Origin of the sequence: Nostoc sp. NMS7 (genome assembly GCF_017115085.1) — a bacterium.
GTDB lineage: Bacteria > Cyanobacteriota > Cyanobacteriia > Cyanobacteriales > Nostocaceae > Nostoc.
In genome coordinates, this window is sequence record NZ_JABXKJ010000164.1 from 79,673 (window position 1) to 95,687 (window position 16,015).

A 16,015-nucleotide genomic window follows, 5' to 3' on the forward strand; every position below is an offset into this window, starting at 1 on the left:
ATAGTACAAATGTTCACATTGAAAGGGCTAGTCCTAAAGATTTATCAACAGGCAAAAGCCAAAATTATGAACACTTTTAAAGTTTTTTAAAAACATTGTTTCTAAGGATGCGATGATTAATTAAAAAAGGAAATATAGCTTGATCACCGGGTTCAAATGCAACAAGCCTCTAACTCAAATAGTGACGCACGCCCAAAACATCGACATTCGTTTTGGTACATTTTTGGGACGTTAGTTGGTTTATTCGGCTTATATGGACTGCTGAGTTATATCGTTTTACCAGGACTATGGCGTCACTACGAACATAACCCAAAGCTAGAACATTCTCCGAAAACAACGCAAACGGCAGAAGGGATCTCTGGAGATCCTCTGAATATTGGATTTGTCGGTACAACAGCAGAAGTGGTGCAGACGCTACTGGCAGTAGGTTGGTATCCAGCAGACCCGATCACCTTACGCTCAAGTGCTGGGATTGCTAAAAGTGTTCTCCTCAAGGATTCTTACCCAACTGCACCTGTGAGTAATTTATATTTGTGGGGACGCAAACAGGACGTGTCTTTTGAACTACCCGTGGGCAATAATGCCAAAGCTAGACACCACGTCCGCTTGTGGCAATCGAATGACTTGAGTAGTGATCATAGACCTCTGTGGTTAGGTTCTGCGACATTTGATCAAAGCGTCGAACTTAGCCACCGCACAGGACAAATTACTCACCGCATTGGTGCAAACATTGATCTTGAAAGAGATAACCTGATTAACAGTATTGGAAATATACACCAGATTGCCCAATTATATCAAGTCACAGGTGTCGGAGCCACATGGCAAGGTCATAATGGAGGAGGCGACAAATATTACACAGATGGGGAATTAACTATTTGTGTACTTTCGATGAACAGTATTGCCCAAACAAAACCATTAACTCTTTTGCCTAATCCAGAGCCTGTTAATCTCAAAAATGAAGTATGGTCATGGCTGCGACACTATTTAAAATAGTTTGCCTTCAAGTGATTGGAGTATGATCTAAAGCTTGCTTTGTTGCAAGAACAATAAAAATTCCTTTTCAAACTCAAGTTCAGTTGCCCTCAAGGATTTTAAAATGCGATCGCGTAAAATTCTGGATCGTTGAGTCATGCACGCATTTGTGCAAGTGTGACACCAGTTTACAAATTGTCATCTAACTGCCTAGCGTTATCTCCAATATCACCCGCCCAGTCAGACTGGTTTGCTAGCGTCGCAGCTTTTTCTAGGTCATCGTTGATATCTGCTTCGATTTGCAAAGACTCTTCATAGAAAGCGATCGCCCCGGAAATGTCCCCTTGTTCGGCTTTTAACCCTGCCATTTCGTGTAACGTTGCGGCTTTCCCTAAGACATCGTTGATATCTTCTTTGATTTGCAAAGACTGTTTATACAAAGCGATCGCTTTTAGTATGTCTTCTTGTTGGGCTTTTAACCCTGCAATTTGGTGTAGCGTTGTGGCTTTTTCTTGCAAGTCCTGTTGAGGGCAAAGCTCTAAGGCTTGCTGAAAATGAACAAGAGCCTCTGGCAAAAAACCCAAAACCTCTTCGGCACGGGCAATGCTTCCCAAGATGCGGTAGTCTTGAAAAACTGCCAAGATTTGTTCACATAACTCCAAAGCTTCCACATAGCGCGAACTATTCACCCAACGGGTTGCAATCCAATCCCCAACGTTAATAGCAATTTCTTGCTCTCTTGCCAGCAGTGCCAAACGGACAATTTCCAGTCCTTCTGTTTGTGTACGTTGCTTAGAGTTCTCCCACCAAACTTGATAGATTTTCCTCACCGCTTGCTGTCGGGTTGCTTGCCACTCTGACTCACTTAATACTGATTCCAGCAAGGGTTCTAAAATTGTCGCCACTCGGTAATTAGCTGGCTGGGTGATGTCAGTGGTGGTGAACTCCACTAGGCTGAGGCTGATGGGAGCATCCCAAATGTGCAAAATGCCCTCCGTCAAGGACAGGCTATGCGAACAGACTAAAAGGCTGTTGGGGGTACGCAAACAAAGCCTGCCTAGCTTTCTCGTGGGGGAGACGTTGGGCTTATGGCTTCTGTGAAGCAGTAGATTGGCTAGCTTTAGTTCGCGCAGAGAGAAGTCTGAGCGCCGGGAACCCACCTTAGCGCAGCCCAACCCAGGTATCAGAACTTCTTCTATAGTTACCGCCCAAGGGACGGAGCGGCCTTGGCTTGTGTAGCGGCGAATTCTATTGGCCAAGTATTTGTGCAAAGTTGGGATGCCCGCATAACTGACAAGCTTGGGGAAATGTGATCTAACCCTACCCTCTGGTTGTCGGAGGGTTGGGGAGAGATTCTCCATGAAGACACTAATTATCTCTTCTGTCACAGGCAGATGAAACACACTCAACTGGGCAACAAACTTTTGTTCTTCCGGTTCCAAGGCATCCAGCAGAGTTTGTGCCAAAATATGCTCACGAAACTTTGACTCAGTTTTCTCCAGCCGATTTAGTAGTTCATCCCCCGCCAGTCCTAGTTGCCCAATCACCTCCAATAGCCACTTCAGCAAACCAGGGTTGCCATTGGCAATGTTAATAATCCGCTGAGTTTTTAAATGTTGCTTAACTTTTTTATCTAAGGGAAAGCAGATTTTCTCAATATCACTGCTACTTATCCCTGCCAAAGATTCCAAGTGCAGGTGGTGGGGTGGCAAGGTGTCTGACTTCAAATAGCGACAGATAACAATCAGCCGACTTTCTGCCCCAGTTTCTGCCAATGCTGCACAAATCGCCTCTAAAATCTCGTAAGCCTCTGCTGTCATCGGCAATGAGCCATCTTCAATATTAGGGTTGGGGATGTTTTGCTCAAAGTCATCCAGCACTAGCAGCAAGGGTTGGTTGTGGATATTTTCTATTGCTTTAAAGAAGTTTTGCAACCGCCTTTTGAGAGTTACTTTTGGTTGATTCAAAAGTCTGGGCACATCTGCAAATTCCTGATACTGATTGCAAAGCTGATTTAGCAAACCCCACTCATCCAGAGAGCCAATCAACACGACTCGCCTAAAATTGGGGCGCTGCGCCTGCACTCGCGTACATAACTGCGCCGCCAAGCTACTTTTGCCCAGTCCGTCCATCCCGGCAATAAACACACCGATTTGGTCGCTGGTTTCCTGCAATGCCTTGAGACACCGTTGCAAATGTCGCCTGCGTCCGACAAATTCAAACTGACTGGCAACTTTGATTTGATTATTCTCATCCAGAAATTCTGGCTCTGGGGCTGTGAACTTCAGCCTTTGACGATTTCTTGTTCTCAGTGGTGTCACCAGTTCTGCAATGGGGCGCGTATCCCGATACATCCGCAACAGATGCCAGTCGGTGCATTTTTTGTCAATCATCTCCTGTTGCGCCCTTTTGATTGCTGCTTCAACAGTTGCCCCTGTCGCCAAAGCTCGATAGAGTGCCTGTGCTGCTACAATACCCGTGCGGTCAAACACCGGAGCCGCCCAGCCTAAAACTATACCTGCCCCTGCTTTTACCAATGCCTGCGCTATCGAGGGTAATGTCTTCTTGTTAGGAACCTGTCCCGGATCACAACTAGAGAGAAAAGTTACACGCGGCCAGCGTCCACGAAAGGCTCTAGCTAAGTTATTGACGGTAGTTAGTTGCAAATTCCCTACCTCATCCTCAGTGATCAAGCAAGGAGTATTGTCTGATAGTGTTGCACCTTGTGGCAGCAAATAACCGTAATCTTTTTTGGTATAAATTATCCCGTGTCCGGTGAGGTGAAAGACATCAAAATAGTCTTCTGGATAGGATTGCACCAAATTAGCTAACTCTGCAACTGAGCCACTTGACTCGACAATCAACACCAAAGGCTGCTGTTTAGTTGCTTGCAAAATGTTCGCTTCTTCCTGCTCAAACCTGAGTGGGGGAACTCTGGGATCTTCAGGAGAAGTCACCATGAATAGCAACCGCAATGGGCGATTTTGCACGCCAATCACTTGGGCTTGACGCTGCTCCACAGAACGCACTGGTAAGACGGAAATATCCCGGCGTTCTACTAAAAACTCTGCACCATCATGTAGTAATTCCCAAGGCAAATGTGCTAATCCCAACACTACTTGTTCTGTTTCTGGCTTCAACCCCTGCGCTTGGCTGGTTTGAATCAAATTTAGATAAATTGTTTGATCTGCTTCATTTAGCGACTTTCTCAGCCATCCCTCATTACCATCCAGGTATTGATAAAGTTTACGTCCCAACTGTGTGAGATCGGTTAAGGCTAGTGTTTGTTGAGTATAGTAATTTTGCTCACACAAATCAATCAGCGCTGCCAACTCTGCTTTATCTAAGGGACGTGAAACATTGTGAAAGCGCAGTTCAAAAGTTTGCTGTTGATTAAGGGCGAAGGTGAGGTTTAGGGGCATGGTTTGTCGGAATAGTTTCCACAATAACCTTCACCGTATTATCACCCAATTTATCAAGATTTGCCCTGTTCCTAAAGGCTTACGCTATTCCTAAAGGCTTAGTTATTATCGCCGATATTCGTCCCCACAATCGCCGATCAGCTGATACAAATCCCGTGATTGCCGAGATACTGCATTGATGCGATCGCGATCGTCAGCATCTAAACTAAAACTAAATACTTTGGCGTTATCTTCTATATGTTCAGATGCACCAAGCCTTGCACCAACTATCACACCTGCCACAGTTGGCTGATCTAAGATGTAACGCACTGCTACGTTAGAAATACTTACGCCATGCTTATTCGCAATTTCCTTCAGGATAGCCAGCAACTCTTGAAATAATTGCCAACTACCCCAACCATCGATCATATTTTTATATTTTTTCAAACTAGCTGTAGTTAGTACATCAAATCCTCGCGGTTCCGGTTTCCCCAAATATTTTTCTGATAACAAACCGCCGCACAGTGTACCGTAAGTAAAAAGTTTTATGTCATGCTGTTGACAAAACTCCACCATATTAACTTCGGGACGGCGGTCAATCAGGGAAAACTGCACTTGGTTAGAAACAATTTTGATGCCTGCTTCGGTAATAATCTTCAAGTGTTCTGTGTCAAAATTAGTTAAACCTAGATGCTTAATTTTCCCCTCAGTCTGAAGTTCTGCCAGATATTTCAGAGCATCCAGATAATTTTTATCCTGATATTCCCACCAATGGAATTGCATCAAATCTAACGATTCTACATTCATTCTTCTCAGGGAAATATCAATATTTTCCTCGACGAGTTTTTTCGTCATTTTACCTGGACGAGGCACCCATTTTGTCAAGGCTTGCACCTGAGATAAAGCATCTTTCCCACGAGTATCAATTACTTCACAGCGAAACTCACCAATAAAATCTTCTGCAGGGCCATAATGGTCTGCTAAATCCCAAGTGGTAAAGCCTGCATCTAAATATTTGAACATCATCTCAATAGCGGCTTGGGGATTTATCGATCCGTGTCCGCCGGAGACTTGCCACATCCCATTTAATATGCGGCAGATGTTTAAATCGGGAGTGAATTGGAGACGGCTAGCTTTGGGTAAGTTCATTTTCAAGTTTAGGAGTGAGAAGTTAGGAATTAGGAGTTAGGAGTGAGAAGAGTAGTTGTTTCACTCCACCTTTCCCGATTTTGACATACTCGTTGCAGGCATAAGTGTCATAACCAATACTACAGGGATTCAAAGTCAGTTGTAAATCCAGTAAAATTTGCACAATCTTCTTGAAAGGCTTCTGCATCACTCACATCCTCAATTTTATAGGACATGATCCGTGTGCCATCTGGCATTTTTTTGGAACCAATCAATTCACCTTGATATTTCTCTGCGATCGCTTTAAATTCAGTACCATAATGCTTCCAGGCATCAGATGAACAAGTAATATTTACTCGCCACATATTTTACTCTCAATTACTACCAACAAATGTTAATCATCTCACAAATGGGCAACATATTACACATCACCTCTTTGGGGCTGTTATTTTCTATCTAAAGGAAGTGCCTAGCCAAATCAGACTACGCCATAATGTGGGTGTAGGAACATTTCTAGAAACTTTTATCCATCCAAATTAGTTAAATCCCCAGAGTTGAAAATGCCTAACAATATCAAACAACAAATTCAAGCCGATTTGCAACAAGCCAAAGAAACCGGACAATTAAGAACTGATCGGATTCGAGAAATTGTGAAATCCGCAGTTTCTCAAGTAGCTTCTGAGTTTAAACAAGGTTCGGGTGAACTTCGTAGCCTTGTTAGAGATGCAGTTTCAGCTGTAATTGAAAACTTCCAAGAAAAAGGTAGCGAACTTAAAGATGAAGTGACAGCTTCCATTGAAGGAGCGCTAGAAGGAATTAATAGTCAAAGACACGAAAGCATTGCGAAAACTCAGACAGATATCAAGCGGCTCCAGGCTCAACTGGATGGTGAGGAAGAGCAACTCCAACAAGAAGTTGATGTAATCTTGGCAGAGATTGAAGAGACAGGTAAGCAAAAACCTGCTAGTACCAAAACTGCAATTGATTCTGCTGTCAATGCTATTAAAGATAGTGAAGAAGTCGGATTGTTAAAGAAGCGTTACGCGCAACTGCAAGCGCAGATAGCCCTTGTCCGAGCTAACTTAGCTGCACGTCATGGCGGACGTTCTCTAGAGGTTCAAGATTATCTAGACGAGGCGAAACACTGGTATGATAAAGCTCGTCCTCAAGCTGAGTCTCTGGCTACACAGGTAGGAGAAAAGCGATCGCAACTAGAAGAGCAACTAGGTGAAGCTGGTACATCTGTAGCCAGGAAAGAGCGGCAAATCAAACAAACCTTAAGACAGTTACTCTTAACGGCGGCTGACTTGTTCAAAGATAAGGACTCTGCTGAGAAAAAGCGGGATACTATTTATAAATAGACTGTTTTGCTATTTAATTGATTTAATCTGGTGCATTACGGCTTTAGCCGTAATGCACCATGTTGTATTAGGGTAAATTAGGCGCTTTACCGAAATATTTTTATTTACAAATCATCTTGAAATATGCGCTTAACACAACGGCAGATTCCATACATAAAAATTGGTGCGTTCCGGTGTTCTACCTATAGCGTTTATTAATCAGGTGAGGTACATCATAGCCCCCTCTCGAAGAGCGAGGAGGGGGTTGGGGGTGGGGTTATTCTACACCCTATTTAAAGTCCTTAAAATTAATGTTACGTATTAGTAAGTATGTCCCTCTTGATTAAGTTGTTCTTCATGCTTGGCAATAACCCAAATTGCATGAATACTACCGGGTATCCAACCTAGAACTGTCAGCAAAATGTTAATAAATAAAGTTGGGCCAACTCCAACTGTCAGAAATACGCCTAAAGGAGGCACTAACAAACCTAGAAGAAAACGAACTAATTTCATGATGTTACAACTTGGTGATTTTGTTTAATTTGAATATGCCGAATGAGGAAATCCACTTTCGGATATTTTATTTGGAGTAGAGACATGACTAAATTGCTATTCCTACTCCCTTTAATACTTATCTAGAAGGTAATTCACCTTGATTTTTTACATTACCACTGCCGGCTAAAAGATTTTTTTCAACAAAGTAGTTGTTGATAAAGGTGTTAGCAAAAGATAGAATTACTGGACCTAGAAGGAAACCAATAATACCACTAACGGAGAAGCCGGGAACTAGCACTGATGCTAACCAGAAACAAAAACCGTTGACGATGAGCGAAAATGCTCCAAATGAGAGAAAGTTAAGTGGTAGAGAAAGAGTAGATAGAACTGGTTTAAATGAACCGTTAATTAGACCAATTACTAAACCGGCAATCAAAGCCGCCGGAAAATTAGCAATATTAACGCCTGGAACAACCAAATCAACAATTAACAGGCTCAAAGCTGTAGCTAGGGCGGTTAATAATGGTGTCAACATTTTTTTGACCTAATAACTAAAGATTTATTGTTTGTAACTTCTGATCTCATCTTTATCTATCTGCTAGGTTTTAACCTCTCTTGCAAGATAGAATTTGCTTCTACCGTTAGGTCGATCATTGAGAAATCTATAGCGGTTATAATATATATGCATCTGGGTAGAATGTAGGTAATTGCTACTCGCTTCCTTGCTATCCCGCTTGGGAATATATTCCAAAGCTAATAGCTAAAGTCCTCTCAAGAGGACTAAATACAAGATTTTAAGCGATATAGATAACTAGACTTTATGTAAGCGAAAATTTAAGTCCACTTAAGTGGACTTAAGCTATTAGCCCAGAACTTAAGTTCCGGGTGGGATGTGGGTCAGTGCTACACTTTGAGTGTTACAGAAATGTTGGTAATGACAATGTTTTTAAAGGTGCGTTATCTTACACATACCCTACAAATTTAAGATTAATTTAATGTCAGAGGGTAAGAATCACTGAGATTTTCCCAACTCAGGCTGATAGTAAAGGGCTGATTTATATAAGACTTGTTCTTGATGGGTTTCTAAAGTGCAATCAGACAAAGGGTAACTTACACAAGTAACAACATAACCAGCCTGTATTTCAGTTGGGCGCAAAAATTTTTGCTCATTTTGATCAACTTCACCGCTAATGAGTTTAGCCACACAAGCAGAACATTCGCCTTGTTTGCACCCAGATGGTAGGCGGATACCAGCTTCTTCTGCTATATCCAGAATATATTGATCATCTGGTACTTGAATGGTGCGATCTAATCCAAGTGTAGGATTGATGAATCGAACTTGATAAACTGCCATCTGCTGTTTCTAATTTGAGAGTCACATTTTGTTATTTTCTAACGTGTTTGGATCTCGGACAAGAAGATTGACCAAATACTTTGTTTGAAAATCCTCATCTAGCTAAATTCGTATGCTAAAGTGAGATTCCTTTTTCTTGCAAGCGATAGCGTTCTTCTTGGGCTTCCAGTTTCATTAGTTCTTTGTGACTTTCACAGTAACGAATTGCTTCGTAAATAGCAGATACTGGCAAATCCCAATTTCCGGCTGCTTCCTCTGGCGACATTTCTGACTTTTCACGGGAAGCCCTCAATCCCTCAAAAAACGTGGCTTTTTCCACATATTTATTCTCAATAACTATGAGTTAATGAAAATAGCTAAGGGAGAAATCAGGGCTTGGGAAACCATCAAAATGACCTTTTCCACATGCCGTGAAAAGTCAGGGCGACACTTGATTAGCAATGATGTCTTGCCAAACAGTTGAGGCAAGTAGTTTGCAACCTTTAATGTAAATCAGGTTGACAATTCCACTACCGGATAAGAATGCTCGTGAGTTCACCCATACGTTATAGTAGATTCTCTAGCACTATCCCTAGTTGAGCGGATCGAAACGCTGCAAGATGAGAGCTATGAACACTACTGGCAAACCTACACCTATAGAAATGAGAGCTTGGGTAAATGTCAAAGGTGTGGTGTCAAACACTTGATTCATCATGCTCCACTGACTGAACAGACATTGTAAAATCACCACAACCACAATTCCGATCGCAGGTGCATAGGCTACGGGTGTGCGTTTACCTTGGATTCTCACGACTAGAGATGGTAAAAACTGGCTAATGCTTAACAGATAAAAGACTTCTGCCGCCACCAGCCCATTAATTGCCATCGTTCGCGCCAATGGTTCATTGCCTGTAGTTTGAAGTACCGATTGAAACACCCCAAAAATTATCAGCCAATTGAAGACGGAAATCGCGATGATGCGCTGGAGTAACCCACCCGATAAAAGTCTTTCTCTGGGGTTGCGCGGTGGTTGTTGCATCACCTGTCCAGATTTTAGCTCAAAGGCGAGGGGAGCAATCAAGGCTACTGAACTGACCATGTTGAGCCAGAGAATTTGGATTGGTAAGATGGGAAGCACGGTTGCTAGGAGAATGGCAATCAAAATCGTCATAGATTCTCCAACGTTGATCGGCAGCAAGAAGGCGATCGCTTTTCGCAAGTTGCGGTAAACACCTCGTCCTTCCTCCACAGCAGCTTCTATTGAGGCGAAATTATCGTCAGTGAGAAGCATATCCGCCGATTCTTTGGCAACCTCTGCCCCGGCTATGCCCATCGCTACACCAATGTCTGCCTGTTTGAGAGCTGGGGCATCATTTACGCCATCTCCAGTCATAGCAACAATTTCACCCTGAGACTGCAACGCTTTTACCAGATGCAATTTTTGTTCTGGAGCAACTCGCGCAAATACCATGCCTTGTTCAGCCGCTTTAGCGAATTCTTTTTCATCCATCTGAGCTAATTGCTGTCCGGTGAAGACCTGTTCTTCAGTCGAGCAAATTCCCATTTGGCGGGCGATCGCAGCTGCTGTTAGTGCATGATCGCCTGTAATCATTTTCACCTGAATCCCAGCAGATTGACAGGCTTTGACTGCGGCGATCGCTTCCTCACGAGGCGGATCGATTATGCCCTGAAGTCCCAGAAACACCAGTCCTTGATCGATATCATTGCGATCCAAGGATCGTTTAGTGGCAACTTCTTTGCTGGCGAAGGCTAGCACTCGTAACCCTTGGTTTGCCATGTGAGCAACTTCCTGTTCCACTGTTGCAGGATTGAGCGCAGCCTGTTGTCCTTGAGCATCGAACATGCGATCGCATCGTTGGAGAATCGCCTCCACAGAACCTTTGAGATAAATCACATTCAGCGATCGCTTTGCATGAATTAGATGCAAAGTCGCCATGTACTGGAATTGCGACTCAAAGGGAATGGTGTCTATTCTGGGTAATTCTTGCTCTAGATTCGCTTGCGTCAATCCCACTTTATTGGCAGCCGTAATCAATGCTCCCTCGGTTGGGGTTCCTACTAAGTTCCACTGTCCATCTCCCCATTCGATTTGAGAATCATTGCACAGCAATCCTGCTTCCAGGGATTCCCAAAGAGCAACATGTCCATCTGCATTGAAATCAACAGGCTGTTGATTCAGCAGGATTTCACCATCTGGGGCATAACCAATACCGCTAACGGTGTAATGTTGTCCACCCGCATAAATCTTTTGAACCGTCATCTGATTCTCAGTTAACGTCCCAGTTTTGTCAGAGCAAATAACAGTGGTACTTCCCAAGGTTTCCACAGCAGGTAGCTTGCGAATAATTGCTTTACGTCGTGCCATCCGGGAAACTCCGATCGCCAAAGTGACGGTAACAATTGCAGGCAATCCTTCGGGAATCGCGCTGACTACCAGAGCTACGCTCGCTTTGAAAACATCAATCCAAGATTCGCCCTGTCCTAATCCGACTGCAAATGTCAAAGCAGCCAAACCTAAAATGACATACAACAAGGTTTTGCTAAACTTGTCAATATTTCGTGTTAGCGGTGTTTTCAGATTTGTGCTGCTTTCAATTAGCTGTGAGATCCGACCGATTTCGGTGGCATCTGCGATCGCTACTACAATCCCTTCTGCCTGTCCAAAGCTGATGAAACTTCCTGCATACACCATATTGCTTCGTTCGGCTAACGGTGTTTCGACAGCCAGCGATGCCCTTGCTTTCTCGACTGGAACGGATTCGCCTGTTAAGGCAGACTCATCAATTTGCAAGCCACGCACACTTAATAGCCGCAGATCCGCAGGCACTTTATCCCCAGATGCCAGCAGTACCAAATCACCAGGAACAAGTTCAGTCGAAGCCAAACGGGTTTTTTGACCATCGCGAATCACAGTTGCTTCGGTATTGACGGCTTTGGATAGAGCAGCGATCGCGCCTTCTGCTTTAGATTCTTGAATGTAGCCAATGATGACATTAATTAGGGTGACACCAAAAATTACTCCCGCATCTATCCAATCTCGCAGCAGCAGCGTCACCACTCCCGCCGTCAGCAAAATATATAGTAGTGGTTGATTAAATTGCTCTAAAAATCGTAGCCAAGGACTTTTTCCACTTTTACTAGTTAGTTGATTTGCACCCATCTGCTGGTGTCGCATGGTAGCTTCTTCATCGGTCAAACCTGCTTCGGGATGGCTGGCTAACGTTTGCTTTACAAGAAACAATCTAGTTTCCTCGTAGTTCACCAAAGAAACTTTGCGGGGTTTATTTTATGCTAGGAAAATCAAGTTCTTTTATCTCCCTACTTCCTCTGATTTATCTACCTACCTTCACCCGTAATTTTTGGGTTCGTCGAGTACTAGGACAATAATATATTGGGTTATTTTTAGCAGGAATAACCGTTTTAATTCTGGTTTTCCTATCAACTCATACCCATGAAAATATACACTGAAATCGAAATTCAGGCATCCGATGAGCAGGTCTGGAACCTACTCACTGATTTTGCCAGTTTTCCACATTGGAATCTGTTTATTCGTCAAATTAGTGGTTCGCTGAGTGAAGGGGCACAGCTAACCGTTCACTTTCAGCCTCCGGGTACAGATATTATGACCTTTCGACCGACTGTGATTACGGTAGAACCTAATCGCAAATTGCGCTGGTTATGGCACTTTTTGATGCCAGGGTTATTTGACGTTGAACATAGCTTTATCATTGAACCGTTAGCAAGCGATGGGCTACGCCTACGCGTCCGCTTCATTCAGCAAGAATCTTTCCAGGGCTTACTAGTACCTCTGTTGGCTCGTCGATTAAATATTGAAGTTCGCCAAGGGTTTGAAGCCATGAACCAAACATTGAAAACCAAGGCAGAACGCATTGAAAATAAAAGTTAGGAGGTCAGAAAGTTTATATAATCAGCTTTTATAACTTTTTTCAACTATAGTTAATTTTTACTGTACTATACTAGTAGTCTGCCAAGGTAACTTTACTAAGTAGTTTATATTAGTGATAAACTACTTAAAAATCAGTAAATTGCATGGTAAAGAAGTATATTGTGAATTTGATTGAGTGAAGATGAAGTCTCTTAATTGCAAACGTTAATTAAAAAAGGTAAATAAGGTAAGAAGCATCACTCGCGCAAACATTCTTCTGATGGCTTCAGAGGGAGAAATAGATCGAGCGATCGCGGACAATAATTGACAACATGTCTCCCGACATGGATGGATCGGCAAAGAATCGCCTGTGTTCAACGTACACCACATCTAGAACTCGGAGGGCAAAGCAAGATGACTGAGCAAACGAAACTCGGCGGCAATTTCACGCTCCCAAGGACTTCACTAACCTTGAACCGCATGGGCTATGGCGCCATGCAACTCGCTGGGCCCCATGTATGGGGACCACCGCGCGATGTCGATGGAGCGATCGCCGTCTTGCGCGAGGCGGTTGCGCTCGGAATCAACCACATTGACACAGCCGACTTTTACGGCCCACACATCACCAACCAACTCATTCGACAGGCGCTCCACCCCTATCCAGAGGAGTTGGTCATTGTTACTAAGGTAGGCGCTAGCCGGGAAGAGGACCAGTCTTGGAACCCTGCTCTTTCAGCCAAAGAACTGAAAGCTGCTGTAGACGATAACCTGCACAACCTCGGTCTAGAGTCCCTCCACGTCGTCAACCTGCGTGTAGGAGGAACCGAAAGACCCTCTGAAGGGTCTATCGAAGAACCGCTCGCCACACTCGCTGACCTCAAACGTCAGGGTCTTATCGGTCACATCGGCCTCAGTAACATCACTTCCCAACAATTCACGCAGGCGGAGTCAATCACCGAAATCGTCTGTGTTCAGAACCACTACAACCTGGCTCATCGCGAGGATGATGTTTTTATCGACGAACTTGCAGCCAAGGGCATTGCGTTCGTGCCGTTCTTTCCCCTTGGCGGGTTCACGCCGCTACAATCTTCGGCACTTGAGGGTGCCGCGAAGTCTCTGAACGCTACGCCGATGCAGGTTGCACTCGCCTGGCTGCTACAGCGCTCTCCGAACATCTTGCTAATTCCCGGCACGTCGTCCGTCAACCACCTCCGCGAGAACCTCAAAGCCGCAACGTTGCAGCTTCCTCCTCAAACGGTCAACGATTTGAACGAGATTGCCGCAAACGTCGGTCAGTAAAAACGACAGCACAAATTACACTCTTGGCTGTATTCTGATTACGGTTGATAAAGATTTGTACTCAGAAATCGAATTCCCCGATACCAACTTATATTAAGTGGTCTGCTAAAAGTTGCATTGTCCATCTTACCCGTCCAGACGCTGGGTCAGAACAAGCTTTAGCAATCAAAAATGCTTCTGATTTTCCTTCAAGGTTACCTTGGCAGACTAGCCTGAAATCGGATCAATGTTATTCCACAACTTCATAGCGCACTAACTTTCTAACATCCTCACGGGGTAGACCTAGTTCTTGAGCAATTGTCGCTTCTATTTGACTGAATTCTATTGTTGGAAGTTCTAATTCCAATCGCTTCAGGATGGGGTCTGCTGTTTCCACTTCTACCTGGGTAATTCTCTTAGTTCGGTTAACGGCGGCGTTAATGAGCAACACATTGACTGATACCCGTGCTTCAAGCTGAGTATCTGACTGAAGTTTTTTCTCGGTGGAGTAGGGTCGGCTTAACTCTTGAGCAGCTAGGAAATTACAGCCAAGCCAAAACACAACCGCTACTAGTGGTAGAGGCAACCAAAATTCTAATCCCAGCCCTTGCAGCCAACGTTTCACACTACACCTGCCTGTGATTTTGCTTGGTTATACTTCGCACCTTCATTCTGTCTTGAAAATAGGGAACGGGGAACAGGGAACAGAAAAAAATATTTTTATGCTCTCTTTGTGGGCAAATGCCCGTGGGGGTCTATTAATATTTGTGCAAGAGGTTTATTGCAATAAGGGCGTACGCATTTGTTATTTCGACGAACTCATTTGTTATTTCGACGAACTCATTTGTTATTTCGGCGAACTCATTTGTTATTTCGGCGAACTCATTTGTTATTTCGGCGAACTCATTTGCTATTTCGACGAACTCATTTGTTATTTCGACGAACTCATTTGCTATTTCGGCGAACTCATTTGCTATTTCGGCGAACTCATTTGTTATTTCGGCGAACCCATTATTAAAGCAATGATTTGTTCTCATCGGCAGACAGTATTGTAGCCGAAGTTCGGAGAGGGGAGACTTTGACGGCAGTCAAAGGCGAGGTGAGGTGACGACTGTATTGCACCGAAGTGAGAACTGCTATATTTTACTAAGATAAGCCCAAGCCCACAAAAGCGATGAAAATCTTACTGGTAGAGGATGATCCAAAGCAATTAATGCCGCTGCAAATGGTTCTCTCCCAGGCTGGACACAGCGTCGATGGTGTCAAGGATGGTGAAACTGCTCAATGGCTTTTGGCTGAAAAAGAATATGACCTGCTGATTTTGGATTGGATGTTACCTCGGATTAGTGGAGTGAGTTTGTGTCAACAGTATCGGGCGGCGGGAAAAACAGCTCCGGTATTAATGATTACGGCAAAAGATACCACACCCGATAAAGTCATAGGATTAGATGCCGGAGCTGATGATTACCTCGTTAAACCAATTGATATCGTGGAGTTCATGGCACGGGTGCGTGCATTGAGGAGGCGATCGCCTCTCTGGCAAGGGGACATCCTCCGCTTGCTAGACCTGCAACTTCATCTCGATACACTAATTTTGGAGCGACAAGGAGCGATTGTATCCCTTTCCAGCCAAGAGTTTCAGTTGTTAGAGTATCTTCATGCGTCATCCTAAGCAAGTCCTGACTCGTAACCAGATTGAACAAGCTGTATGGGAGTGGGGTAGTGAGCCAGAAAGCAATGCAATCACCGTTCTAGTTCGTAAACTTCGCCAACGTTTGCAAACATTAGCAGCAGCAGATTGGATTGAAACTGTTTACGGCATGGGCTATCGCCTCAACCCTCCAGAACCATCTTGAAATTTGATCATGGCTGAGACAAAGAGTAGGCAGTAGTGTAGTTCAATTACTTGAAAAGTCTTGTAATTACGAATTACGTAGCTTGCTTCTTGCCTTCTCTACGAGACGCTACGCGAATGGCGAGTATTAGGAATTAGGAATTAGCATGAGTTGTGTTTAACCGCAGTCGTCGTAATTTAGCTCGTTGGTTTACCCTTTCAATGGGGTGCATTCTCATTCTCTTTGCTGGAGTCATTTATAATCCAATACGGTTCAGTTAAGGCTAGAATAGCTGTAAAATAGGCATTGTTTCCAAAAATGGAAAT

The 16,015-nt window shown here is 43.9% G+C and carries 13 protein-coding genes and 1 pseudogene; 5 read left to right on the plus strand and 9 right to left on the minus strand.

Annotated elements, in window-relative coordinates; genetic code table 11:
- Window positions 1-156 precede the first annotated feature (156 nt).
- A complete protein-coding gene (locus HWQ38_RS17495) occupies window positions 157-993 on the plus strand; it encodes an LssY C-terminal domain-containing protein (RefSeq protein ID WP_292795684.1) in 837 nt (278 codons plus the stop codon).
- A gap of 167 nt (window positions 994-1,160) precedes the next feature.
- Here the strand turns inward: HWQ38_RS17495 and HWQ38_RS17500 are convergent, their stop codons facing one another.
- The 3 genes from HWQ38_RS17500 to HWQ38_RS17510 form a co-directional block, all read right to left on the minus strand.
- Window positions 1,161-4,394: a CHAT domain-containing protein gene (locus HWQ38_RS17500; RefSeq protein WP_292795687.1), complete on the minus strand. Its 3,234-nt coding sequence runs from the start codon at window positions 4,392-4,394 to the stop codon at window positions 1,161-1,163.
- Between the two features lie 105 nt (window positions 4,395-4,499).
- Window positions 4,500-5,522, minus strand: coding sequence for an aldo/keto reductase (locus HWQ38_RS17505; protein WP_292795689.1), 1,023 nt, complete (start codon window positions 5,520-5,522; stop codon window positions 4,500-4,502).
- 119 nt (window positions 5,523-5,641) lie between these two features.
- Window positions 5,642-5,866, minus strand: coding sequence for a hypothetical protein (locus HWQ38_RS17510; RefSeq protein ID WP_292795692.1), 225 nt, complete (start codon window positions 5,864-5,866; stop codon window positions 5,642-5,644).
- 195 nt (window positions 5,867-6,061) lie between these two features.
- Here HWQ38_RS17510 and HWQ38_RS17515 point away from each other — a divergent pair, with 195 nt between their 5' ends.
- Entirely contained in the window at window positions 6,062-6,862 is an 801-nt protein-coding gene (locus tag HWQ38_RS17515; protein WP_292795695.1) for a histidine kinase, read from the plus strand.
- A 300-nt stretch (window positions 6,863-7,162) separates the two neighbouring features.
- On the opposite strand, the gene HWQ38_RS17520 is transcribed toward HWQ38_RS17515, so the two are convergent.
- The 5 genes from HWQ38_RS17520 to HWQ38_RS17540 form a co-directional block, all read right to left on the minus strand.
- Entirely contained in the window at window positions 7,163-7,354 is a 192-nt protein-coding gene (locus tag HWQ38_RS17520) for a YqaE/Pmp3 family membrane protein (RefSeq protein ID WP_292795697.1), read from the minus strand.
- Window positions 7,355-7,472: 118 nt separating this feature from the next.
- Window positions 7,473-7,871, minus strand: coding sequence for a phage holin family protein (locus tag HWQ38_RS17525; protein WP_292795698.1), 399 nt, complete (start codon window positions 7,869-7,871; stop codon window positions 7,473-7,475).
- Between the two features lie 477 nt (window positions 7,872-8,348).
- A complete protein-coding gene (locus HWQ38_RS17530) occupies window positions 8,349-8,690 on the minus strand; it encodes a 2Fe-2S iron-sulfur cluster-binding protein (RefSeq protein WP_292795700.1) in 342 nt (113 codons plus the stop codon).
- A gap of 115 nt (window positions 8,691-8,805) precedes the next feature.
- The gene (locus HWQ38_RS17535; protein ID WP_292795703.1) at window positions 8,806-9,009 is read right to left on the minus strand and encodes a hypothetical protein; all 204 of its coding nucleotides are present in this window, start codon (window positions 9,007-9,009) and stop codon (window positions 8,806-8,808) included.
- A gap of 252 nt (window positions 9,010-9,261) precedes the next feature.
- Window positions 9,262-11,931 carry an HAD-IC family P-type ATPase gene (locus HWQ38_RS17540; protein ID WP_292795705.1) on the minus strand — a complete coding sequence of 890 codons (2,670 nt, stop codon included), beginning with the start codon at window positions 11,929-11,931 and terminating at the stop codon, window positions 9,262-9,264.
- Window positions 11,932-12,141: 210 nt separating this feature from the next.
- Here HWQ38_RS17540 and HWQ38_RS17545 point away from each other — a divergent pair, with 210 nt between their 5' ends.
- Window positions 12,142-12,597: an SRPBCC domain-containing protein gene (locus HWQ38_RS17545; RefSeq protein WP_292795706.1), complete on the plus strand. Its 456-nt coding sequence runs from the start codon at window positions 12,142-12,144 to the stop codon at window positions 12,595-12,597.
- Window positions 12,598-12,990: 393 nt separating this feature from the next.
- A complete protein-coding gene (locus HWQ38_RS17550) occupies window positions 12,991-13,875 on the plus strand; it encodes an aldo/keto reductase family oxidoreductase (RefSeq protein ID WP_292795708.1) in 885 nt (294 codons plus the stop codon).
- Window positions 13,876-14,104: 229 nt separating this feature from the next.
- Here HWQ38_RS17550 and HWQ38_RS17555 read toward each other — a convergent pair whose 3' ends face one another.
- Entirely contained in the window at window positions 14,105-14,479 is a 375-nt protein-coding gene (locus tag HWQ38_RS17555) for a hypothetical protein (RefSeq protein WP_292795711.1), read from the minus strand.
- A 549-nt stretch (window positions 14,480-15,028) separates the two neighbouring features.
- On the opposite strand from HWQ38_RS17555, the pseudogene rppA reads away from it, so the two are divergent.
- Window positions 15,029-15,710, plus strand: a pseudogene (gene rppA, locus HWQ38_RS17560) (two-component system response regulator RppA).
- Window positions 15,711-16,015 lie beyond the last annotated feature (305 nt).

Coding starts and splice junctions, on each gene's coding strand:
- HWQ38_RS17495 (WP_292795684.1), top strand. CDS start 157: ATGCAACAAGCCTCTAACTCAAATAGTGACGCACGCCCAAAACATCGA.
- HWQ38_RS17500 (WP_292795687.1), bottom strand. CDS start 4,394: ATGCCCCTAAACCTCACCTTCGCCCTTAATCAACAGCAAACTTTTGAA.
- HWQ38_RS17505 (WP_292795689.1), bottom strand. CDS start 5,522: ATGAACTTACCCAAAGCTAGCCGTCTCCAATTCACTCCCGATTTAAAC.
- HWQ38_RS17510 (WP_292795692.1), bottom strand. CDS start 5,866: ATGTGGCGAGTAAATATTACTTGTTCATCTGATGCCTGGAAGCATTAT.
- HWQ38_RS17515 (WP_292795695.1), top strand. CDS start 6,062: ATGCCTAACAATATCAAACAACAAATTCAAGCCGATTTGCAACAAGCC.
- HWQ38_RS17520 (WP_292795697.1), bottom strand. CDS start 7,354: ATGAAATTAGTTCGTTTTCTTCTAGGTTTGTTAGTGCCTCCTTTAGGC.
- HWQ38_RS17525 (WP_292795698.1), bottom strand. CDS start 7,871: ATGTTGACACCATTATTAACCGCCCTAGCTACAGCTTTGAGCCTGTTA.
- HWQ38_RS17530 (WP_292795700.1), bottom strand. CDS start 8,690: ATGGCAGTTTATCAAGTTCGATTCATCAATCCTACACTTGGATTAGAT.
- HWQ38_RS17545 (WP_292795706.1), top strand. CDS start 12,142: ATGAAAATATACACTGAAATCGAAATTCAGGCATCCGATGAGCAGGTC.
- HWQ38_RS17550 (WP_292795708.1), top strand. CDS start 12,991: ATGACTGAGCAAACGAAACTCGGCGGCAATTTCACGCTCCCAAGGACT.